The following is a 22,203-nucleotide window of genomic DNA, read 5'->3' as shown; positions in this document are numbered from 1 at the left end:
GCAGCAGCATCGAACTGCCGTATACAAATCCGTGATTAATCTTCAAACGGTAAGGTCAGCTCGTCGTACAATTCCGCTACGTCTTCCCATTCATCGTCATCATCAATCGTAATCAGCTCCGGATGACCATCGGTACCGTCCACGACTTTCAAAATTTCGACTTCGGTATCCGGTAACGCCGTATCCTTTTGCAACACAGCGTATGCTCCGGTTTCGGTCTCAAACTCACTGATCAGACGATAAACGACATTGTCGCCGCTCTCATCGGTTAACTCGATCAGTACACCGTAAGCTTCAAGCAATTTGGACGATAATTTGACATTACTCGCAGAAAGATCACTCATCGGTTTATTCACCATCCAATTCAGCCACTAATGTATTAAAGGTCTCCTCAACAATCTGCCACTCTTGTTCATCTTCGATGATGTAGAGCTTCAGATCATCACCATCTTCTTCGTACCGGAACGCATAGACTTCATCGGTATCGTCCTCTGTGGCTTCCATAGGCACGACCATCATATATTTGGCGTCCGAACCATCGACTTCGAATTTCATGATGACTTCAAATTCTTCTTCATTACCATCATCATCTGGAATGTAAATAATTTCTGGTTCGTCCTCAAGCAAATTTTGATCCTTCGCCATATTAACCACCCTCACCCTTTACTTTTAGAATCCAAGTAATTTTGCAAAATCAAGCTTGCGGCCATTTTATCAACGACCTGCTTGCGTTTCTTGCGGCTTACATCAGCCTCAATTAATGTGCGCTCGGCTGACATCGTTGTAAGCCTTTCATCCCATAGGTGAACAGGCAGATGCACAGATTCCCGAAGATGTTCTGCAAATTCGATACATATTTGACCACGGGGACCGATACTTCCATTCATGTTTTTAGGAAGTCCCACCACAATCTCGCTAATCTCGTATTCCTTGATGAGTTCAGCAATCCGTTCGGCTACCTCCGTGCGCTGGCGGTCAATGACCTCAACGCCCTGAGCAGTCCAGCCAAACGCATCACTGACAGCGACACCGATCCGGCGATCTCCGTAATCCAGACCTAGTATTTTCATGATGTGTACGCTCCGTCTCTACCGATGACTGGCCAGGTAGGAACGGACCAGTTCTTCAATTAATTCGTCCCGCTCTTTTTTGCCGATCAGACTGCGCGCATTGTTATGCCGGGGAATGTAAGCGGGGTCCCCGGAAATGAGGTAACCTACAATCTGATTGATCGGATTGTACTCTTTCTCCACCAGTGCATCATACACGGTGAGCAGTATTTCCTGTGACGAGCTTTCATGCTCCTCACCTTTGACATTAAACTTGACCGTTTTGTCCATGGAGTCCACTCGCTGACACCTCGCTTTTTCGGAATCGTGTATGAACACACACTTCCTCAAAATGGAATCCCCTGATGTTCATGTTGATTCTTGTTCATCATAACACATGAAGGGATGTACAAGGAATATTTACGTTCAAACTAATCGAAAAGTTACAAAATTTTAAAGTATTATCACATAAATACCAAATAGCAGACTGCGATTGCAGCGATATCGTGTTTGCCGCTGCGATCGCTATCTCGCCTGTTTAACTATTATATGTGCGCAGACAGGCTACCTTCAATAGCTCAAACGGAAGCGATATGCTTCTTCGCGGCTTCCAGTGCTTCGCCCAGCTTGGAAGCATCTTTACCACCAGCTTGCGCCATATCCGGACGTCCGCCGCCACCGCCGCCGCAAATCGCAGCGACTTCTTTGACAAGCTTGCCGGCATGCAGTCCGCGTTCGATACCGGACTTAGGTACGACGACGACAAAGTTCACTTTATCTTCAATCGCTGCGCCGAGTACGAGTACCGCTTCCGGCAGTTTCATTTTCAGCTCATCGGCAAGACCACGCAGTGCATCCATACTAGGTGCCTGCACTTCTGTTGCCAGCAATTGTGTGCTGCCTGCTGTCTCGACTTGATCGGTCAATTGACCGGCTTCGATCAGACTCAGCTTACTTTGCAGCGATTCATTTTCACGACTGAGATCACGTACTTGCTGGTTTAACGCTTCGATGCGTTTCGGCACGTCGTGTACGTTCGATTTCAGTTGGCTTGCTGCCTGTTTAAGAATATCCAGCTGGCTGTCGAGGAACATATATGCCAGACGACCCGTTACCGCTTCGATGCGGCGTACACCAGAGCCGATGCCACTCTCGGAAACGATTTTGAACAGACCGATACGGGAAGTGTTATCCACATGACAACCGCCGCACAGCTCGATGCTGTAATCGCCGATTTTGACGACGCGTACAATATCACCGTATTTCTCGCCAAACAGTGCCATTGCCCCCATTGCTTTAGCTTCATCGATCGCTGCGTAGTTAATTTCCACATCTAAGCCTTTCCAGATTTCCTGGTTAACACGACGTTCGATGTCTGCCAGTTCTTCCGGCGTTACACTGCTAAAGTGAGAGAAATCAAAGCGCAAACGTTCTGCCTCAACGAGTGAACCGGCTTGATTCGCATGATTGCCGAGCACTTCTTTGAGCGCTTTGTGCATCAGGTGAGTTGCAGTGTGGTTTTTAATAATATCGTTACGGTTTGGCGCATCGACCTGTGCGGTAACGGTATCGCCCACATGCAGCTCGCCCGAACGGATCGTTACGATATGCACGGATTGTCCGCGCGGCGCTTTGAACAATGTTTCTACCGAAGCTTCCACTTTGTCGCTAATCAGCAGACCGAGGTCGCTCACCTGACCGCCGCTCTCCGCGTAAAATGGCGTAACGTCCAAAATGACCTGTACCGTCTGCCCTTCACTAGCGCTTTGTGTAAACGCTTCGTCCGCAATAAGCGCTGCTACAGTCGATTGTACGGTCAATTGCTCATAACCGATAAATTCGCTTTTCGCTTCCAGTTCGGACAATACGCCGCCTTGTACTTTCATACTGCCGCTGTCTTGACGTGCAGCACGCGCACGTTCACGCTGCTCTTGCATCGAAGCATCAAAGCCCTCACGATCTACCGTCAGACCGTTTTCGAGCGCATAATCTTCAGTCAGGTCAAACGGGAACCCGTACGTATCATACAGCTTGAACGCATCTGCGCCGCTAATTGCCGTTTGTCCTTGCGCCTTCGCCTGCTCGCTCAGTTCCGCCAAAATGTTCAGACCGTCGGACAGTGTTTCATGGAAACGTTCTTCCTCGGTACGAATAATCTTTTCAATATATTCACGCTGCTCCACTACAGTCGGATAGTACATGCCCATCACATCGCCAACCGTTTTGACGAGGCTAAACAGGAATGGCTTATCCAGACCGATTACTTTACCATAACGAACCGCACGGCGCAGCAAACGACGGATAACATAACCGCGTCCTTCATTGGAAGGCAATACACCGTCACCTACTGCAAACGTAACGGTACGAATATGGTCAGCGATCACTTTAAGCGCTACATCGGTATCGTTGTTTTGCTTGTACGTTACACCAGCGATCTGTGCTGTTTCCTGAATCATCGGCTGGAACAGGTCGGTGTCAAAGTTGGAATCGACATCTTGCAAAATGGATGTAAACCGCTCCAAACCTGCACCTGTATCGATATTTTTGTTCGGTAGCGGCGTGTAGCTGCCGTCTTTGTTATGGTTAAATTGGGAGAAAACAAGATTCCATACTTCCAGAAAACGCTCATTTTCGCCGCCTGGGTACATTTCTGGATCATTTGGATCAAGCGTACCGTACGCATCGCCACGATCATAGAAAATTTCGGTACATGGACCACATGGGCCTTCACCGATATCCCAGAAGTTGTCTTCTAGCTTAATAATACGTTCTGCTGGCAGACCGATTTTCTCGTTCCATAGTTTGAATGCTTCTTCATCTTCCGGGTATACCGTTACCGACAGACGTTCAGGATCGAAGCCGATCCATTCTTTGCCAGTCAGGAATTCCCATGCCCAGGTGATCGCTTCTTCTTTAAAATAATCGCCGATGGAAAAGTTGCCCAGCATTTCGAAAAACGTATGGTGGCGGCGCGTTTTGCCGACATTTTCGATATCATTGGTACGAATACATTTTTGCGAGTTCGTAATCCGCGGATTATCCGGCTGAATACGACCGTCAAAATAAGCTTTCAGCGGCGCCATACCGGCATTAATCCACAGCAAAGACGGATCGTTAATCGGTACGAGCGGGGCGCTCGGTTCCACTTTATGTCCTTTGCTTTCAAAAAAAGCGAGCCATTTGGAACGAATTTCACTTGCTTTCATAACTAGCGAGCCTCCTCAAGTATGGCGTTTGTGCAGTCAAACGCGATTGTTCGGTGTATCAACAGATTCTCGCGGCGGCAACAGACAATAAGTCTGTACCGACCACAGGCTACGGAAAACGTACAAGGCCCGGAATCTAAAAAAACGCCCCTGTCGATAGATCAGGGACGGTATTCTCGTATTTCTGACGCGGCTTCTCCCTGCACCCTTTTTTGTTATAATCGCTGTGCTGCATCGTCTATTTCAACGAACGCACAATGACCATTGGTGATGCTGCTCCGTCTGCATTCAAAGTGATGATGCCTGCCTACAACTCCATATAGCAGGAAGCTGGCGCCTGGTAGCGGACGGTGCAAAAAAGGTATGCCTGGATACCCGATTCCGCCGGAATGACTAGCTTCTATGCGGAAGTTCACGATTTTTCAATAACCTCTATCAGTATATCCAGCGTATCCGGCTCTGTCAATCGCAGCCAGCACAGACGAACGCTTGGGAAAAGCGCTTTCGCTCGGCGTTGTAGTTGCGACTACAGGCTTCAATTTGGGCTTGTCCAGCGGTCTCGTTTACAGGTCAACATCTATGCCAGCGATTAACAAACGATTAGATCGCCTTCATCGATGCATTATCGATTAGCGATTGAACGGCTGGCTAGTCATCTGTCTCAAGTAAAATTTCGCTTGCTAATCTTCGTACCGCCAACACGCCAAAAAACCTTGAACGATCGATGCGCATCCGAAATGCGCGCCGATCGTCAAGGCGTAAACCGGGTCAATAGCCCGCTGTTATCGTGGTATGTATAAAGCGATGATTATACAGCCGTATTCCCCGATCATGCTGAATGCCAACATTCCTGCTCCTAACGGTTCAGGAGGATAACGGAAGCTGAGCAGCTACTGCCGGATGCTCGACAAACAGATCGTCCAGCGAGCTAAGTGTACCGTCTTCTTCCACTTGGTACACTGACATTTTGCCGTTATTTACGGTCAATTCAATAAAACAGCCCCAGCAATAAAATTGATGCGAGCCGATCTTTCCAATATCTTTGGAACTACAGTTTGGACATTTCATTCCGCACTCACCCTATCCGTCTACAAGTTTGGGCAGCTAGCCTTGCGGCGCAGCGCCTCATTCCCGGCGCTTTCTCCAGCTGCAACATCCATTGCTCCCGCCGCTACTTTGCTGTTAGGCAATGAAGGCAAGATGGATATGCAGCGGTTTTCCCGCTATGCCAGCTACAAGTTTACAGGCATTCCTTCAATCGTTGATCGCTCGCTACCGGCGTCATAATGGCGCTTTCACCAAAGGCGATCTGGTCGCTGATCGGAAGCCATTTTCTGCCGCCAATCAGATCGGAAATAAAACCGTCACTGATTTCGATCCCGGTAATGCTTTTACCCAGTTCAGGATTAAAGTAAACATCGGTCACATATCCGAGCATCGCTCCATCACTGGTGAGAACCGGCAACTCCTTAAGCTTGCGGTTCCCGATAAGGAATGTATGCTTAATATCGTCAGCCGCCGTTTGGCGCACTGCCTGTTGATTACGAATCATAATGGCATCATTGCCAAAGCTGACCACGTCTTCCCATTTTACCGTGCGAACTTGCAGTGAGAACAGCCCTTTGCCTTCCAGCTCTAAGCCATACACCGACCAGTCCTCATGGACGATAAAATCGTGGATTTTACCTAGTTGCTTGCCATCTTCGACATCAAATACAGCAAGCCCAATCATGCTCTGAATCTTCAACATCCGCAGGACCTCCTCGGCGCACAAATTGCGCGGGGTAAGGTTCATATGCCTTACACCCGGCCGGTGGTATTAGCCGACATCTATCCTCCCTTATTCACCAGACAGGGGAGCCCTTTCCTCATTTACGCAGCCGTTTTAAAATGGTTGCAATTATTTGCGCAGTTTTTTCCATTTCCTGTGTAGTATTACCCAGCCCAAAGCTAAAACGAATCGCGGATTGTTGTACATTTTGCGGCAAATTCATCGCTTTCAATACATGCGACAATTCCAGCGACCCGGATGTGCACGCCGATCCGCTCGCCGCAGCGATCCGCTCCATATCCAGATTCATCAGCATCGTCTCACTCGTAATGCCTGGAAAACTAATATTCAAAATATGCGGCAACGATATGTCAAGCGGCGTATTAATTACAAAAGCGTCACTGCCAACGTGTTCTGTCAACGCGGCGATCCATGTCGTACGCAGGTGCTGCAAATGTGCTGTACGCTGCTCCAATTGCTCGGTAGCAAGCTCCACCGCCTTGCCAAAACCGGCGATGCCCGCCAAATTTTCCGTACCGGCACGGCGTTTGCGTTCCTGCAATCCACCATGCAGCAGTGGCTGTAAACGTGTGCCTTGACGAACATACAGCGCGCCGATTCCTTGTGGCCCGTTAATTTTATGAGCGGAAAAGCTGACCAGATCGACCGGTAGCTCATGACAGTTAATCGCCACACCGCCAAGCGCTTGCACCGCATCTGTATGAAAGACGATCCCATGCTGCTGCGCCAGCTTGCCGATCTCGTCGATCGGCTGCAATGTACCGACTTCATTGTTGCCAAACATGATGCTAATTACAATCGTATCGGGACGGATCGCAGCACGCAGCGCATCGATACTTACCTGTCCATCCGTATCAACCGGCAAATAGGTCACTTCATAACCGCGCTTTTCCAGTTCTGCACAGGCATGCAATACCGCATGATGTTCAATGCTGGACGTAATGATATGACGTCCCTTATCGTTCATCGCTGCGGCTGCGCCAAACAATGCCATATTATCGCTCTCCGTTCCACCTGCTGTGAACACAAGCTCATTCGGATGACAGCCAAGCCGCGCTGCCATGCTATCGCGTGCTTCGCTAACGATCCGCTTTGCTGCACGACCAAATCCGTGCACACTGGAAGCATTGCCATATGTGCCGGTCATAATATGAAGCATAGCCTCTGCCACTTGCGGATGTACCGGTGTAGAAGCAGCATGGTCAAGATAAATTGAATTCATTACAGTTCACCCTGTCTTTCATCAAAATTAATTTCGTGTGACATCGATATTCATCTCATAGCGATTCGCTGTTCGTCTCATTATAGTTTGTCTCATTATGATTATTAAAAGTGTATGCACGATAAAAATTACCGCTCATGTTACATTACTGTTGATGTTACGTTGTATTTCTATTATCCCGAATGGGCGCTCGATGCCGAGCGGCGAGCGGGGTTGACGTTGTACTTCTGTCATACAATACGACAAATCATCATCTGCTGCACGGTTCAAATACAACAAAAAACGGAAGGCTTCCGCGCCTCAGCTACGGTCCTTCCGTTACATACGACTCGGAATATAACATTCCTTAATTAAATGTAGAACATATAATTGTCTTCCGCACCTTCATCCTGATAGCTGATCAAGTCTTTGAGTGTAGTCGAATCGATCACACTAGCGATCGCGTCACGAATTTGCAGCCATAGATGACGTTTGGCAGCTACATCCTCGTCTGTAAAATCAACGACCGAAATGGGGCCTTCCAACACACGAATAATCTCGCCAGCGGTAACCGTCTCTGGCTCACGCGACAAAATATATCCACCATACGCACCACGAATACTTTTCACCAACCCGGCATTACGCAGCGGAGCGATCAATTGCTCCAAATAATGCTCGGATAATTGATTTTTCTCGGCAATACTTTTCAGTGAGGTCGGCCCTTCACCAAAACGGGATGCCAGTTCCATCATAATCGTCAGACCGTAACGTCCTTTAGTTGAAATTTTCATTATCACACCTCGTCTCATTTGACCAAAATCATGAACGATTGTTGCCTTATTGCTGTTGCTTTATTTCATTATTACAGTTATAATTAGCAGTTGCACATAGGGTATGCATTTTCATCAATTCAGTGTATTCCGATCATTTTTCTATTCTATCGTAACATAAACGGATAGCGTTTGGGAAATGGAATTGCTCACTCGGTGCAAATTAACGATGATCTATGGTGCATGGCAGCCAACCACCGCACCGCCGGCACTTCAATCCGGTTCAATTCTAGTGTTAGCGATCTTCTAACACGAGTTGAAATGAAAAAAGGATGTTTGCGAAGCAAAATATCCATACTGATTAAACGAGGATGTGATATGCAAATGGCAAAAGAAATCTCCGAAACCCGTGTCGTAGTCGGTATGTCCGGCGGCGTGGATTCTTCGGTCACCGCGCTCTTGCTCAAACAGCAAGGCTATGATGTAATCGGTATTTTTATGAAAAACTGGGATGACACCGATGAGTTCGGCAACTGTACCGCAGAGGACGATGCCGAAGATGTGCGCCGTGTGTGCGAACAGATCGGCATCCCTTATTATACGGTCAATTTTGAAAAGGAATATTATGACAAAGTATTCGCCTATTTCCTGGACGAATACAAACGTGGACGTACACCAAACCCGGATGTAATGTGTAACCGTGAGATCAAATTCGGTGAGTTCCTGAACAAAGCGATCGATCTGGGCGCAGATTATGTTGCTACAGGGCACTATGCGCGTGTTGTAGAACAAGATGGTCGCTTGACGTTGCTACGCGGCATCGATAACAACAAAGATCAGACATATTTCCTGAATGCGCTAAATCAACAACAGCTTGCACGTGCGATGTTCCCGATCGGGCATCTGCCGAAGCCGGAAGTACGCCGCATCGCTGCCGAAGCGAATTTGTACACTGCCAAGAAAAAAGACAGCACTGGCGTTTGTTTTATCGGTGAGCGCAATTTCCGCGAATTTCTAAGCAATTATTTGCCAGCACGTTCCGGTGATATGGTTGATATCGCCACTGGCGAAGTGAAAGGCAAACATGATGGTTTGATGTATTATACACTCGGTCAGCGTCAAGGGCTTGGCATCGGCGGCTCCGGTAACGGACAACCGTGGTTTGTGGCAGACAAAGACTTGGAACGTAATATGTTGTACGTCGTACAAGGTGATGCTCATCCAAGCATGTATTCGACTGGCTTGATCGCATCCGGTGTAAACTGGATCGATGGGAATATCCCTGCACCAGGCACAACGCTGCCATGTACCGCTAAATTCCGCTATCGTCAGCCGGATCAAGGCGTTACGTTGACATGGCAAGCGGATGGCAATGTGCATGTACAGTTTAACGTCCAGCAAAAGGCGATTACGCCAGGGCAAGCGGTTGTATTTTACGATGGAGATGTATGTCTTGGCGGTGGGACGATTGAAGTTGCCGAGAAAGTTCCTTATGAGGCGCTTGTGTAAGATCGTTTGATGTTAGCAAAAGCTCGCTTTTGCGTTTGTCCTAGGGGCAGGCGCGAAAGTGGGCTTTTTGTTTTTTTGTCGTAACTTGCGTATACGTCCTAGTAATCATTGCTTATCCAGTTGCCTGCTCCTTATTGCTGTCCACATATGTAGCTGTCCTTTTGTTGCCTATAGGCAAATGGTATAATGAGAGAAAAAAAGGAGACTGCCGCATGAAAGCCAAACTCGAAGATGTTGCCCGACTCGCCGGTGTGTCGCCAACTACGGTATCACGTACGATGAACAATCGGGGTTATGTTAGTGAAGCAACCAAACTGAAAGTGCAGCGTGCAATGGAGGAATTGAATTATTTTCCTAACGATTTGGCGCGTTCGCTGTTTAGCAAGCGTACAAATCTGATCGGGTTGATTTTGCCAACGACAGCCAATCCATTTTTCGCGGAGCTTACCTTTCATATTGAAAATTTATGTGCTGCACAAGGTCTTAAAGTGCTGCTGTGCAATAGTCTCAACCAGATCGACAAAGAAGAACAATACGCTGAAATGCTCATTCGCAATCAGGTGGACGGCATTATTGTTGGCACGCATAATCGCAGCATTTCCAATTATAAAAGAGCAAATCTGGCGGTCGTGGCGATTGATCGCTATTTATCGGGTACGATTCCGGTCGTTAGCTCCGACAATTATGAGGGCGGCAAGCTTGCTACACAGCGGCTAATCGATCGTGGCTGTCAGCATATTTTGCATTTTAACGGCCCTGCCGAATTGGAAACTCCGGCACAATTACGCCGCAAAGCATTTGAAGACTTAATGCAAGCGCATCGATTGCCCCATCATACATATGAGCTGCAATTGCCGCTTGATCGTGATGATCAGTTGGCGGTCATTCGGCGTGCATTTGATGAACATCCTGAAGTTGATGGCGTATTTGCGAGTAATGATATGATTGCCGCTGCGGTCATTTATGAGGCAGGCATTCGTAATAGGTCGATTCCGGATGATTTAAAAGTGATCGGCTATGACGGCACGACGATCGTTTCCTCTCTTATGCCAGGGTTAACTACAATCTGTCAGCCGATTGAAGACATTGCGCGTACGGCTATTGAGGTGTTGCTACGGGAAATCGAAGGCGAATTTGATGAGATTGCCTATCAGACGATATTGCCGGTACAGCTACGTGATGGTTCGACGGCTTGAGTTGTTAAAATGACTGGATCGATGGGGTTGCCTGTCTGTACGTTTCTGTACAGGTAGACATATTAATTTATCATTGTGCGAGCTAAAATACGACTGTATAAATAACTTAAAAAAGATCGACTTGCAGCATTATGAATATCCAATTATACACATGAACGCCTTCAGCTATAGAAGGCGTTTTTTGACGTGCATCGTTATAAAATTTGTTGGGTGTTGGGTGTTGGGTGTTGGGTGTTGGGTGTTGGGTGTTGGGTGTCTGCTGTCTGCTGTCTGCTGTCTGCTGTCTGCTGTCTGCTGTCTGCTGTCTGCTGTCTGCTGTCTGCTGTCTGCTGTCTGCTGTCTGCTGTCTGCTGTCTGCTGTCTGCTGTCTGCTGTCTGCTCAAGTATACTTTGAATTTTTCCACTGTTAAATTTACTGCTTGTCTCTATATGCAAGCGGTTGACATATGAAAGCGGTTGACATATAATTCGTCCAAGAAAGCACTTACATGAATGAGGGAGCGAATTATATGTCCGTATCCAAAAGTTTGTACTGGAAGCTCAGCCTTTACTTTTTCTTCTTTTTCGTCTGTTGGTCGTCCAGCTATTCACTGTTTTCGATCTGGCTTGGACAGGAGATGAAACTGACGGGCACACAAACCGGGCTTATCTTTTCTGTAAACGCTATATTCGCATTATGTGCGCAACCGCTCTATGGCTATATTTCTGATAAAATCGGGCTAAAGCGCAATATTTTGCTGTTTATTAGTGTATTGCTTGTATTTACAGGGCCGTTTTTTGTGTTTGTATATGCTCCATTGTTACAGACTAATGTATGGCTGGGAGCAATTGTAGGCGGATTGTTTTTGAGCGTCGGTTTTCTTGCCGGAATCGGTGCGATTGAAACATACGTGGAAAAAGTAAGCCGTAAGTACGGATTTGAATACGGACGTTCGCGAATGTGGGGTTCGCTTGGCTGGGCAGCCGCTACGTTTTTTGCCGGGCAATTGTTTAACCTGAATCCGAATATTAATTTCTGGATTTCATCGTTGTCTGCGGTTGTGCTGGTCGGCATTATTTTATCGATTCGCATTCAAGTTACAGACAATGAGCTGGAAAAAGCCGCTTCGGTCAAAATTAAAGATATCGGTAATTTGTTCACATTGCGTCCGTTCTGGTATTTCATTTTGTATGTAGTCGGTGTTGCATGCGTGTATGGAGTGTATGATCAGCAATTTCCGCTCTATTACTCGTCATTGTTCCCGTCGCATGCGCTTGGCAATCAGGTGTATGGTTATTTGAACTCCTTTCAAGTGTTTTTGGAAGCTGGCATGATGTTTATGGCTCCATTTATCGTTAATAAACTCGGTGCCAAAAAGTCGCTCATTCTCGCTGGGCTACTAATGGCGCTGCGCATTATCGGGTCTGGCATTGCCTTTGAGCCGATCGGCATTTCCGCTGTCAAGCTGATCCATGCGTTAGAACTGCCGATTATGCTGATTGCTATTTTCAAATATTTGGCGGCGCATTTTGATACACGTCTGTCATCGATTTTGTATCTGGTCGGCTTTCAATTCGCTTCCCAAGTCGGACAGGCGGTACTGTCACCGATTGCCGGATCATTGTACGATGATATGGGTTTCCGTCATACGTATCTGATGATGGGCGCATTAGTGCTGCTGTTTACGGTTATCTCCATTTTCACCTTGTTTAATGACAAACAAAAAACAGCCAAATTAAATCAGCCTCTCGAAACGACACAGCCCGTCACATAAAGGAAAACAGCTTTAACGATTGCTGCTTTTGGATGCTAGGGCGTGTACGCAAACATGGTGTGTTGGGGTAGCCACCACTGCGGTACGGTATAAAGGGACAGACTCCCGTCTCGCATCGGAATCTACGGATGAGGAGCAAAATGTACATTCCCGCAGTGAAGTGCAGCTCGCATGCTACGAGTTTGCGTACACGCTCTAGCGTACTTGTATGTTGATTATGATTAGAGCATGCAGCCATACTGTAAGATCGTAGTTTGATTCAAAGTATGAGCTCGTCTGATCATGAACTGATTCTGCTTATGAACCGATAACGAATTATTTTGAAGGAGGAATTTCGATGTCCACTTTACATTCTATACACCATGCCACTGAGGCACTTCGGCATGCCGGAGAGAATATGAACCCGCAGTATCGCCCTGGTTATCATATTGCCGCTCCTGCCAACTGGATTAATGATCCGAATGGGATGGTGCAGTTTAACGGGGAATATCATGTATTTTATCAGCATCATCCTTATGACGAGCATTGGGGTCCGATGCACTGGGGACATGTGAAAAGTACTGATCTGGTACACTGGCAACATTGTCCGATCGCGCTTGCACCAGGCGATGAATGCGACCGGGATGGCTGCTTTTCCGGCAGTGCGGTTGACGATGATGGAGTGTTGACACTCGTTTATACCGGTCATCATTATACCGATCGCGAACAAGACCTGTTCACACAAAATCAAAATATTGCGTTTAGTCGCGATGGCATTCATTTTCATAAATACGAAGCCAATCCGGTCATCGCACAGCCGCCAACGGATAGCGCGCATCATTTCCGCGATCCTAAAGTATGGAAACATGGCGACACCTGGTATATGGTGCTCGGCAATGCGACACAAGATGGTCATGGACGTGTCATTCGCTACCATTCTGCTGATCTGCGCCAATGGACGTATGACGGCATACTCGCTCAAAGCGATGGTACGCTCGGCTTTATGTGGGAATGCCCGGACTTTTTCGAGCTGGATGGTCGGCATGTGCTGCTCATCTCACCACAAGGGATCGAGCGTACACATGATCGTTATTGCAATCTGTTTCAGACCGGTTATTTGATCGGTGATTATGATTATGATACGAATGATTTTGAGCATGGTGAGTTTCAAGAACTGGATCATGGTCATGATTTTTATGCGGTGCAAACATTGCTAGATGATAAAGGGCGTCGCATTGCGATCGGCTGGATGGATATGTGGGAAGCAAATATGCCGACCAAAGCACATGGTTGGGCAGGTGCATTAACATTGCCACGCATGCTAAATGTAGATCATCGCGGGCAATTGCTGATGAATCCGGTGGAGGAACTGAAGCTGTTGCGCCGGGATGAGTTTGCGCTCGGCAAAGCGTTTACGGTGACCGGGCAGCATCGTGTGCACAATAGCGAATCGTTGCTGGAAATCGATATTGTGTTTGACCTGAACAACAGCAACGCGGACAAAGTTGGTCTGACGCTACATAGCGATGCCAACGATAAAACGATAATCGTTTACGATATAATGAACGAAAAGTTGATGCTGGATGCTTCGCAATCTGGCAAACCGCAAGATGGCATCAGAACAGTACCGCTAGAGCGGGCTGCTTTGTTAACATTACGCATTTTCGTCGATCGTTCTTCCATCGAAGTGTTTGCCAATGATGGGCTGGCAACGTTGACAAGTCGTATCTATCCACAGGGTAATGCTGCTGACATAGAATTAAACGCTAGCGGTGGTGACGCGCTCATTCAGGAATGGACATGCTGGTCACTGCAAGACATTTGGCATGGCGTTAATAACGATCAATAACCGTCCGTCCATCACGATAGCGATCTTACTGCAAAATAACCGCTATGATGCTAAACGCCGTTTTATGCATTTTAATCCGTACCTGTTTTAAAACAACACGATAGCAGATCATCGAACGGTCAATATTATCTTCGGCAAATCGATATTAAAAAGTCTATTCAAGCTGTGGTCATCCTGGTATTATCCCCTCAAGGTAGACAGTGAAAAAAGACCGCATCGTACAATGAGATCAATAGTCTTAGCCCCATCCAGTAGATACTACAAAATACCGTTTTTCAAACGACCATCTTTCCCCAAAAGAGCTTCAAGGAAAGGTGGTTTCGTTTGCTTTGAACATGTTGTTCTAAATAATAGTTCCCATATTGCACGATCCATGATCCACTTCACCGCCTGCAAATATGGGACTGCCTTTCCCCTATAATCCTAAATAAAGCTGATGTCCCAACCACAGCCCTGCACCTGCAAGCGCAATCCCGCCGATATAAGAAAAACACAAATAACTAATCAATAGCGTATGCTGCTGCTTTACGTACAGTTCCATATTTTCCAGCTTAAACGTGGAAAAGGTCGTATAACTACCCATAAAGCCTGTCCCGATCAATAATTGCCAATGGCTGCTTGCGCCTGAACCGACCAGCACACCAAGCAGCAATGAACCGCTCCAATTAATAAGCAGCGTTGCGAGCGGAAATGGCATCGGCCACCGCTTTTTCATCCAGCGAGATAGCAAAAACCGCGCCAGTACGCCAAAAATCGCGCCCAGCGCCACCAGCGCTATATTAATAAGCATCCTGATCCGCTCCTTTCCGCGCCAATAAACGTGCACTGCATACGAAGCCAAACCATGTAAACAGCAGCCCCCCTACAAAACTTGCCACAATATACAGCAGTGCCGTCATATACATTTGCCGTTCGATCAGCTCGATACTTTCCAGACTGAATGTGGAAAATGTCGTATACGAACCGACAAAACCGGTCCCGATCACTGTCACCAGATTGGACGATACACGCGGTAAACGCGCAATATAACGCATGACGAGCGCGAGCAAAAAACACCCGGTCAGATTAATGATCAATGTTGCTATCGGAAAACCGTGACTCGGAATAAGCATTCCAATAACATAGCGGCTAACCGCACCGAAAATGCCCGCTATCGCTATCCATACGTACAGCATGACTCCACTTCCTTTTCTGTTTACTTTTTTTACTTTTTAAAATCATCTTAGAGCGTGTGTGCATACTCATTTGCCGATTGGAGTATAAGCATAGTGGAGTTCAATACGATACTAAAGTAGAGCGTATGCCTACCCTTAATCATTGATCCACACCGCTCTCCCTACCGCCAACACACAAAAAACTCCTACCTGAACAAAACATGGAGCATCCATGCTTACAGGTAGGAGTCATTAGCTACAGTGAGCGGTTGATGGCGAACTCCATCGCCGATTAAGTTAGTTTTATCATACTGTATTGCACAACATGTGTAAATATGTGTAGTGCTCTAGTGTTTGTGAATTTCAAACACGGGGTGCAATCAAAAAAGGTTTTTTGCATAGCAAAAAATCATACTATTCTAGTGTTTGCGAATTTCAAACACGAGGTACAATCCAAAAACCATACTATTCTAGGGCGTGCGCTTTCTCCCACTCTCCACTACAAGCCCATCCGTCCATATAAAAAAGGAAAATCCACAGTGGTGAACGCAGCTGGGAATCGGTTATGATGATACTACATTAGCACAGCCAATCTACATATGGAGTGATATGCGATGAGCGACGAGCATGAGCAACGCCGTAAAAATTTAAAAGTCATTCAATTTGACAAAGACGCCGGCGATCTAGTTGAACTGGAAAAGCCGATCATTACGTTTGACGATGTAGGTGGTATGGAAGATATCAAAAAGAAAATTCGCATGAACTTTATTTTGCCGCTGCAACAGCCAGAGCTGTTTGCGGCTTATGGTAAACAGGCAGGCGGTTCCATTTTATTATATGGCCCACCAGGTTGTGGTAAAACATTTCTGGCGCGGGCAGTAGCGGGTGAGATTAACGCCAGCTTTTTGCATTTGGAATTGCAGGCGATTTTGTCGATGTATGTTGGCGGCAGTGAGCACAATTTGCATGATGTGTTTGAAAAGGCGCGGGCGGAATCGCCATGTGTGTTATTTATCGACGAGCTGGATGCGCTTGGCGGCAGTCGGCACAATATGCGTCAGCATCATGATCGGATGCTCGTAAACCAACTGCTGCTGGAATTGGATGGATTGTCCAGTTTTAATGAGCATGTATTTATTATCGGGGCGACCAATACGCCGTGGTATTTGGATTCGGCGTTGCGCCGTCCAGGGCGATTTAACAATTTACTGTTTGTATCGCCGCCGGAAGAAACGGAGCGGAGCACGATTTTGGAGTTAAAGCTGCGTGATAAGCCTGCCGATGCGATTAATTTGAAAAAATTAGCTGCTGGCACCGCACTCTTTTCCGGTGCCGATCTCGATCAACTCGTCCGCGATACGATAGAGATTGCGCTCGAACGTGCGATGGAAACTGGCGAAATTCAACCGATGACCGATCTCGATTTCAATCGTGCGCTCAAAACACGGCAGCCGTCTACAACAGAATGGTTTGCTACAGCGCGTAATTATGCCACATTTAGCGATACGAATGGCGAATATACCGCCGTACTCGATTATATTAAAAAGCACAAAATCCGTTAATTGTCGCCGCTGAATCGACAGCCACTGATTCGGCATGATGAGCAGCAAAGGAGCCGTCTATGAGCGATTATACGAATGAGACTAATCGATCCGCAATTCGGTCAGAACGAATTGAGCGCCTGCTCGAATGGGAGCGGTATGAGGAAGCTTTGCGCGAAACCGGGGAATGGCTACGCGAAGCACCGGAAACGCCAGCACCGTACAATGCGCTTGCAACTATTTATATGAATATGGAAAAGTATGAGCAGGCGCTCGACAGTACCGCACAGGCGCTGCGTATCGAACCGGATAATGAAGATGCATGGGTGCTGCGTGCGTTCGTTTATTATGATCAGCGCAATTGGACGTTGATGCAGCAAGCGGTGGAAGAAGGGTTGCGCATCAATCCGTATCGCGCCCATCTGTATTATTTGCTTAGCAATATGTACAATATGCAAGGCAAATTCCAACAGGCGCAAGAACAGATTAAGGAAGCGTTACGTTTCGTGCCGCGTAGCGGAGTATATTTGGCGCTATACAGTTATGTACTCGCCAATCTTGGCAACAAACAAGCGTCACAGGACGTCGCGCTAGAGGCGCTGCAAGCTGATCTGGAACATGCGCAAACGTTTATGTATCTCGGCTGGGCAGCACAGCAGCGCGGCGATGCTAAAACTGCCAAACAGATGATGGAGCAAGCGATCCGCTTAGAGCCGAACAATGAGCAAATTCGCACTGAATATATGGAGGCACTGCAAAAAGGCTACTGGTTTTATCGCATTTTTACGCTACCGCTGTTTTTGCGCAAGCTCAAAGGCTGGCAACTGCTGCTCATCTGGATGGGCGCATGGATATTGTTCCGTCCGTTGCTAATCGTACTGATTGTGCTGTACATTATCAGTCATTTGCTGAGCAAAATATTTGTTCATTTGCAAGTGTACGGATGGCATCGTGCACCAAAAAACAGGAAAAAGAAAGTGAAAAAGGGTTAATTATACGATCATCGGCATAACATTAAATTTAAACGGGATAGCGGTCAAGGCACTACTAGCCAAACCGCTATCCCGTTTAATGATGCTTCAAGTTCTGATCGATGGCAATGCCATTACACCATTTTACAAACTAGCATTCCCGCGTCGCCGCTCCTGATTGAGCTTGATCTTCGACTCATTGCCCTGTTCAGTCGCTTTGTAAAATACACGTCCTGACAGATTGCGTGGCAAATATTCCTGTTGTACATAATGGTTCGGAAAATTGTGCGGATATTGGTAACCTTCATGTCCAAGCTGAGCGGAGCCTTTGTAATGCGTATCGCGCAGATGAAGCGGCACCTCGGCAGATTTAACCTCATCCATCGCTGACATAGCGCGCGAGATCGCCGTATAGACAGCATTCGATTTGGGACTTTCGACCGCAAACAAAATCGCCTGGGCAATATTCAGCTTAGCTTCAGGCCAACCATTAGTTCGGTACGCATCCAGCGCACCAAGCGCCTGCACCATCGCCTGCGGATTTGCCAGCCCGATATCTTCGCTACTAGCAGCAATCAAACGGCGAATAAACGTCATCGGGTCCATACCGAGCTTTTCTACCGCATACAGAAACCAGAACAACGCCGCATCACTGGAACCACGAATACTTTTGTGAAACGCGGACAGCACATCGTACTGTGTCGATTCATCCGCCCTGACGATTGGACGACGAATCGATTCCTCCGCCACGTCCAGCGTAATCTGAATCGTGCCATCCGCTTGCGGCGGCGTGGTGAGGGCGGCAAGTTCGAGCGCATTGAGCGCACGTCGAATATCCCCGTTTGCCATCGAGGCGATATGTTCCAAGGCGGCATCATCGGTCTGAAGCTGCATAAAACCAAGCCCACGCTCGCTATCAGCAAGCGCACGGCGCATCGCCATTAACGAATGCTCACGCCCGAGCGAATGAAGCTGAAACAGCGTCGAACGGCTCATTAATGCACCATTCACATAATGAAACGGATTTTCGGTCGTGGCGCCGATAAATATAATCGTGCCTTTCTCGACCGCTGGCAACAACGCATCCTGCCTGGAACTGTTAAACCGATGCACTTCATCCAAAAACAAAATCGTTTTCGTACCATACAGCGATTTGTTTGTGCCTGCCCGTTCGATCACCTCCCGCACTTCTTTGACGGTTGCATCGACCGCATTCAAACGTACAAATTCGCCTTCGGTATGTTTGGAAATAATATGTGCCAGCGTCGTTTTGCCACAGCCTGGCGGCCCGTACAAAATAATCGATGACACTTGATCCGCCTCAATCGCCCGGCGCAACAGTTTGCCCGGCCCGACGATATCTTCCTGTCCAATATATTCATCCAGCGACTGCGGACGCATCCGATCGGCAAGCACGCCCATACTGCCGTCAGCAGCATTATTTTGTTCGTTAAAAGAGAACAAATCCATAGGATCACATCCTTCTATAATGTCCAGCAATGATCTTGCACGGTTTATGTTTTTATTGAAATAAAGCGATGCTGAAATAGCTCTGCTTGATGATCACCTTTACTATTTTACCACTCCCCATCCAGATTGAAAAAAAAGAAGCCTTTCGGCTCCGCAGTTTGATCGACACGTATCCGTTTCATACACACTATCCAAAATAGGAATACGAAAAGCAACGAATGCGCTCGCTCAAAAGAGGGGCAAAAAGGCTTCTTTGTAGCGATAGGGATGTAGTTCGATGGAACTTATCGTAGTCTCTTGACTGCTTTCCATATTAGCCTCGAATCCACTGCATAACCTTAGTTATCGCGATAATCTGTACCATTTTAAACGATACGTTGAAAGCGGTCGAAGTAGTTACGCTATATTTTCAACCGTTACGCTTGCACCAACGTAAGCTCCGGCTGTGGCTCGCGCACATAATCCGGCAACGTCTCCCCACAGAGCAACCACAACTCATGCAGCGCACGCGTGCAGCCTACATACAACAGCCGCGCATCCCACGGATCATTAAGATAATGCGCCGCATCCACATCGGTCAGCAGTACCGCATCAAACTCCAACCCTTTCGACAAATAGACTGGCAAAATGGAATGCCCGCCCTGGTAAGTCGCTTTGCCGCCATCGATCAGATGCAGTTCCAAACCGGCTGCGGTTAGCTGCTCATGCAGCGCTTGTGCTTCATGGAGCGTACGTGTCAAAATCGCACTTGTGCGGAACCGTTTCGCTTGTAGCTCCTGCCAACGTTCCATAATTACGTCCACACGCTGCTCGCTCGGACATGCCAGCAAGCGTACCGGATCACCGCTGCGAAATACCGGCACCGCTGTAATACCGTTGCGCACACCATGCTCCAAAATAATATTGGCAAACTCAATAATTTCCATCGTTGAGCGATAACTGCGAGTCAGCGGGAAATAATCGGTCTGTTCCGGCTTGAACAAACTGCTCATCTCCTGCCAATTATGCACACCACGGTAGGCGTGAATGCCTTGCGACAAATCGCCCAAAATTGTAAATGAACCGCCGCGTACGTACTGATTGAGCAAAGCGACATGAAATGGCGAAAAGTCCTGCGCCTCATCGATGACTACATGGTCAAACCGCTGCTTGCTGTCCATTTCATGCAATAACGTATGGACATAGACTAGTGCAGGCAAATCTTCCTCACGGATGCGATCCTGTTTCAGCTCGGCAGCGACAGCTTTTAGCATACCCGGCGGCAATTGCGACCAGATTGCCTCCAACTGCTCCGCTGACACCGCACTTTTGCCTGCTTTGAACAATTGCTTGTAGAGCGCGATCGGTTCATAGCGCGGCCATTTGGCGGCATACGATTTCTCACGCTGGGCTGCCTTTTTGCGGCGCTCTTTACGAATCGCTTCGGACGGGGCTGTTTTCAGCTCCATTTCAATCCAGCGATGCAGTCGCGCCAGCACTCTTTCCTTGCGGCGAGCAAGCGGATACGGGCGATACTCCACATTGTACCATTCGAAAATTTGCGCCCTCGTCAATGTTTTGCCATCCCACGGGCTAAAGTCCTGTTCAGGTACGGCATGCTGCTCTAACAAACCGACATACTGCTCTAACAACTGCATAAACGCAAGCGATCCTTTGTAGCGAGAAGGCGTTGCCTCGCTCACTTCTGGACGCTGCGTCGTCTCAAACCATTCCGCATACGTTTCCGTCGCCGGTACGAGCCGAATATCGCTTTCCAGCAAACGCTGTGCCCAGTCGGCAAATGTGCTTTGCTGAATATCGCCGACACCAAGCTCTGGCAACACTTCGGAAATATAATCGAGAAACATATGGTTGGGCGCAAAAATAATCATTCGTTCCGCCGACACTTGCTCCTGATACTGATACAGCAGGAAGGCGAGTCGGTGTAGCGCAACCGTCGTTTTGCCACTGCCGGCAACGCCTTGAATGATTAGCGCTGTATTTTTCACTGCGCGGATAATGCGATCTTGCTCTGCCTGAATCGTAGATACGATATCCCGCAGTTTGTTATCTTTATTTTCGCCCAGTCGATAGACGAGAAATTCATCGGTCACGACCGGTTCTGTACTGTCACGATCGTACGTATCGGCAAGCCGTTCCAGCAGACGCTGCCGGATCACCAGATTGCGTTTCAAAAACACAAGCCCTTGCACTAATCCTTCCGGCGCTTCATACTCCGCCAGTTCTTCACCACCGGTAAACGAGTAAAATAAGCTCGCTACCGGCGCACGCCAATCGACGACAAGCGGTTGTTCATCAATCTCACTTTTGCCAACCCCTACTTTGCCGATATAAAGTGGACGACGTTCGCCCTGCTCTCCTTCCGCAAAGTCGAGTCGACCAAAATACGGCTCGCGCGCACTTTTTGCCAGTGTCTGCCGCTGCTGCTCGCGCCCCGCTTCCAGCACCTGCTCGGTAAAATCATGTCCGGTATATACCGGAATGTCCGTCAGCCGCTTCAACTGCGCGTCTACCTCCTCCAGCGTGAGCAGCAGCTTGCTGTGCTCCTCTTGATAGGCACTTTGAAAATCTTTGTCCATTTCAGTTACCTCCTAAGAACATCATTATGTGTCCCCTGTCCCGCCAACAACAAGCAAAAAGCACACTCGATCCCTTCCACCACCAGATTAGGTGTGGAAAGGTTGAATGTACTTTTCATATGTTTGCGCTTTGTTTATAGTGTGAGCCATAATCATATCCGTGTATATCCATTGGATGGATAC

At 47.7% G+C, this 22,203-nt stretch carries 20 protein-coding genes and 1 riboswitch; of the genes, 6 read left to right on the top strand and 14 right to left on the bottom strand.

Annotated features, from left to right (window positions below; translation table 11 throughout):
- Positions 1-35: 35 nt before the first annotated feature.
- The 9 genes from U1I11_RS05665 to cymR all read right to left on the bottom strand — a co-directional run bounded on the left by U1I11_RS05665 (position 36) and on the right by cymR (position 8,039).
- Positions 36-344 carry a DUF1292 domain-containing protein gene (locus U1I11_RS05665; protein ID WP_322904610.1) on the bottom strand — a complete coding sequence of 103 codons (309 nt, stop codon included), beginning with the start codon at positions 342-344 and terminating at the stop codon, positions 36-38.
- A gap of 4 nt (positions 345-348) precedes the next feature.
- The gene (locus tag U1I11_RS05660) at positions 349-645 is read right to left on the bottom strand and encodes a DUF1292 domain-containing protein (protein ID WP_322904608.1); all 297 of its coding nucleotides are present in this window, start codon (positions 643-645) and stop codon (positions 349-351) included.
- An 11-nt stretch (positions 646-656) separates the two neighbouring features.
- Positions 657-1,070 (bottom strand): Holliday junction resolvase RuvX, encoded by a 414-nt coding sequence (ruvX, locus tag U1I11_RS05655; RefSeq protein ID WP_322904606.1) that lies wholly within the window; start codon positions 1,068-1,070, stop codon positions 657-659.
- An 18-nt stretch (positions 1,071-1,088) separates the two neighbouring features.
- On the bottom strand, positions 1,089-1,349 hold the full coding sequence (locus U1I11_RS05650) for an IreB family regulatory phosphoprotein (protein ID WP_322904604.1): 261 nt from the start codon (positions 1,347-1,349) through the stop codon (positions 1,089-1,091).
- A gap of 278 nt (positions 1,350-1,627) precedes the next feature.
- On the bottom strand, positions 1,628-4,255 hold the full coding sequence (gene alaS, locus U1I11_RS05645; protein ID WP_322904603.1) for an alanine--tRNA ligase: 2,628 nt from the start codon (positions 4,253-4,255) through the stop codon (positions 1,628-1,630).
- Between the two features lie 864 nt (positions 4,256-5,119).
- Entirely contained in the window at positions 5,120-5,323 is a 204-nt protein-coding gene (locus U1I11_RS05640; protein WP_188776135.1) for a hypothetical protein, read from the bottom strand.
- A 172-nt stretch (positions 5,324-5,495) separates the two neighbouring features.
- Positions 5,496-6,002, bottom strand: a complete 507-nt coding sequence (locus U1I11_RS05635; RefSeq protein ID WP_322905726.1) for a PRC-barrel domain-containing protein — start codon at positions 6,000-6,002, stop codon at positions 5,496-5,498.
- 121 nt (positions 6,003-6,123) lie between these two features.
- On the bottom strand, positions 6,124-7,269 hold the full coding sequence (locus tag U1I11_RS05630) for a cysteine desulfurase family protein (RefSeq protein WP_322904601.1): 1,146 nt from the start codon (positions 7,267-7,269) through the stop codon (positions 6,124-6,126).
- A 350-nt stretch (positions 7,270-7,619) separates the two neighbouring features.
- Positions 7,620-8,039 (bottom strand): cysteine metabolism transcriptional regulator CymR, encoded by a 420-nt coding sequence (cymR, locus tag U1I11_RS05625; RefSeq protein WP_322904599.1) that lies wholly within the window; start codon positions 8,037-8,039, stop codon positions 7,620-7,622.
- Positions 8,040-8,402: 363 nt separating this feature from the next.
- On the opposite strand from cymR, the gene mnmA reads away from it, so the two are divergent.
- Positions 8,403-9,527 carry a tRNA 2-thiouridine(34) synthase MnmA gene (gene mnmA, locus U1I11_RS05620; RefSeq protein ID WP_322904597.1) on the top strand — a complete coding sequence of 375 codons (1,125 nt, stop codon included), beginning with the start codon at positions 8,403-8,405 and terminating at the stop codon, positions 9,525-9,527.
- Between the two features lie 212 nt (positions 9,528-9,739).
- On the top strand, positions 9,740-10,723 hold the full coding sequence (locus U1I11_RS05615) for a LacI family DNA-binding transcriptional regulator (protein ID WP_322904595.1): 984 nt from the start codon (positions 9,740-9,742) through the stop codon (positions 10,721-10,723).
- Between the two features lie 194 nt (positions 10,724-10,917).
- On the opposite strand, the gene U1I11_RS05610 is transcribed toward U1I11_RS05615, so the two are convergent.
- Complete coding sequence (locus tag U1I11_RS05610) at positions 10,918-11,127, bottom strand: hypothetical protein (protein ID WP_322904593.1); 210 nt, start codon at positions 11,125-11,127, stop codon at positions 10,918-10,920.
- A 105-nt stretch (positions 11,128-11,232) separates the two neighbouring features.
- On the opposite strand from U1I11_RS05610, the gene U1I11_RS05605 reads away from it, so the two are divergent.
- Both U1I11_RS05605 and U1I11_RS05600 read left to right on the top strand, forming a co-directional pair.
- The gene (locus U1I11_RS05605) at positions 11,233-12,477 is read left to right on the top strand and encodes an MFS transporter (RefSeq protein WP_322904591.1); all 1,245 of its coding nucleotides are present in this window, start codon (positions 11,233-11,235) and stop codon (positions 12,475-12,477) included.
- A 337-nt stretch (positions 12,478-12,814) separates the two neighbouring features.
- Complete coding sequence (locus U1I11_RS05600; RefSeq protein WP_416235597.1) at positions 12,815-14,305, top strand: glycoside hydrolase family 32 protein; 1,491 nt, start codon at positions 12,815-12,817, stop codon at positions 14,303-14,305.
- A 415-nt stretch (positions 14,306-14,720) separates the two neighbouring features.
- Here the strand turns inward: U1I11_RS05600 and crcB (U1I11_RS05595) are convergent, their stop codons facing one another.
- On the bottom strand, positions 14,721-15,095 hold the full coding sequence (gene crcB / locus U1I11_RS05595; protein WP_322904589.1) for a fluoride efflux transporter CrcB: 375 nt from the start codon (positions 15,093-15,095) through the stop codon (positions 14,721-14,723).
- Positions 15,085-15,480, bottom strand: coding sequence for a fluoride efflux transporter CrcB (crcB, locus tag U1I11_RS05590; RefSeq protein ID WP_322904586.1), 396 nt, complete (start codon positions 15,478-15,480; stop codon positions 15,085-15,087). Before crcB (U1I11_RS05590) ends, crcB (U1I11_RS05595) begins: the two co-directional genes overlap by 11 nt.
- A 215-nt stretch (positions 15,481-15,695) precedes the next feature.
- Positions 15,696-15,758, bottom strand: a riboswitch (Fluoride riboswitch).
- Positions 15,759-16,073: 315 nt separating this feature from the next.
- On the opposite strand from crcB (U1I11_RS05590), the gene U1I11_RS05585 reads away from it, so the two are divergent.
- Together U1I11_RS05585 and U1I11_RS05580 are read left to right on the top strand one after the other, a co-directional pair.
- Positions 16,074-17,021 carry an ATP-binding protein gene (locus tag U1I11_RS05585; RefSeq protein WP_322904584.1) on the top strand — a complete coding sequence of 316 codons (948 nt, stop codon included), beginning with the start codon at positions 16,074-16,076 and terminating at the stop codon, positions 17,019-17,021.
- A gap of 59 nt (positions 17,022-17,080) precedes the next feature.
- Positions 17,081-17,992, top strand: coding sequence for a tetratricopeptide repeat protein (locus tag U1I11_RS05580; RefSeq protein ID WP_322904582.1), 912 nt, complete (start codon positions 17,081-17,083; stop codon positions 17,990-17,992).
- Positions 17,993-18,115: 123 nt separating this feature from the next.
- Here U1I11_RS05580 and U1I11_RS05575 read toward each other — a convergent pair whose 3' ends face one another.
- Positions 18,116-19,441, bottom strand: a complete 1,326-nt coding sequence (locus U1I11_RS05575) for a replication-associated recombination protein A (RefSeq protein ID WP_322904580.1) — start codon at positions 19,439-19,441, stop codon at positions 18,116-18,118.
- A gap of 416 nt (positions 19,442-19,857) precedes the next feature.
- On the bottom strand, positions 19,858-22,020 hold the full coding sequence (locus U1I11_RS05570; RefSeq protein WP_322904579.1) for a HelD family protein: 2,163 nt from the start codon (positions 22,018-22,020) through the stop codon (positions 19,858-19,860).
- Positions 22,021-22,203: the final 183 nt, after the last annotated feature.

The organism is Paenibacillus campi (assembly GCF_034659835.1).
Classification (GTDB): Bacteria; Bacillota; Bacilli; order Paenibacillales; family Paenibacillaceae; genus Saccharibacillus; species Saccharibacillus campi.
The sequence above is the reverse complement of the archived record's forward strand: the minus strand, read 5'-3'. Positions and strand labels throughout refer to the sequence as shown.

What these genes read in the sequence shown, in the direction of transcription:
- ruvX (WP_322904606.1), bottom strand. Translation starts at nt 1,070, where the DNA reads ATGAAAATACTAGGTCTGGATTACGGAGATCGCCGGATCGGTGTCGCT.
- cymR (WP_322904599.1), bottom strand. Translation starts at nt 8,039, where the DNA reads ATGAAAATTTCAACTAAAGGACGTTACGGTCTGACGATTATGATGGAA.
- U1I11_RS05605 (WP_322904591.1), top strand. Translation starts at nt 11,233, where the DNA reads ATGTCCGTATCCAAAAGTTTGTACTGGAAGCTCAGCCTTTACTTTTTC.
- U1I11_RS05630 (WP_322904601.1), bottom strand. Translation starts at nt 7,269, where the DNA reads ATGAATTCAATTTATCTTGACCATGCTGCTTCTACACCGGTACATCCG.
- alaS (WP_322904603.1), bottom strand. Translation starts at nt 4,255, where the DNA reads ATGAAAGCAAGTGAAATTCGTTCCAAATGGCTCGCTTTTTTTGAAAGC.
- U1I11_RS05615 (WP_322904595.1), top strand. Translation starts at nt 9,740, where the DNA reads ATGAAAGCCAAACTCGAAGATGTTGCCCGACTCGCCGGTGTGTCGCCA.
- U1I11_RS05640 (WP_188776135.1), bottom strand. Translation starts at nt 5,323, where the DNA reads ATGAAATGTCCAAACTGTAGTTCCAAAGATATTGGAAAGATCGGCTCG.
- U1I11_RS05660 (WP_322904608.1), bottom strand. Translation starts at nt 645, where the DNA reads ATGGCGAAGGATCAAAATTTGCTTGAGGACGAACCAGAAATTATTTAC.
- U1I11_RS05580 (WP_322904582.1), top strand. Translation starts at nt 17,081, where the DNA reads ATGAGCGATTATACGAATGAGACTAATCGATCCGCAATTCGGTCAGAA.
- crcB (WP_322904586.1), bottom strand. Translation starts at nt 15,480, where the DNA reads ATGCTGTACGTATGGATAGCGATAGCGGGCATTTTCGGTGCGGTTAGC.
- U1I11_RS05575 (WP_322904580.1), bottom strand. Translation starts at nt 19,441, where the DNA reads ATGGATTTGTTCTCTTTTAACGAACAAAATAATGCTGCTGACGGCAGT.
- crcB (WP_322904589.1), bottom strand. Translation starts at nt 15,095, where the DNA reads ATGCTTATTAATATAGCGCTGGTGGCGCTGGGCGCGATTTTTGGCGTA.
- U1I11_RS05585 (WP_322904584.1), top strand. Translation starts at nt 16,074, where the DNA reads ATGAGCGACGAGCATGAGCAACGCCGTAAAAATTTAAAAGTCATTCAA.
- U1I11_RS05600 (WP_416235597.1), top strand. Translation starts at nt 12,815, where the DNA reads ATGTCCACTTTACATTCTATACACCATGCCACTGAGGCACTTCGGCAT.
- U1I11_RS05665 (WP_322904610.1), bottom strand. Translation starts at nt 344, where the DNA reads ATGAGTGATCTTTCTGCGAGTAATGTCAAATTATCGTCCAAATTGCTT.
- U1I11_RS05570 (WP_322904579.1), bottom strand. Translation starts at nt 22,020, where the DNA reads ATGGACAAAGATTTTCAAAGTGCCTATCAAGAGGAGCACAGCAAGCTG.
- mnmA (WP_322904597.1), top strand. Translation starts at nt 8,403, where the DNA reads ATGGCAAAAGAAATCTCCGAAACCCGTGTCGTAGTCGGTATGTCCGGC.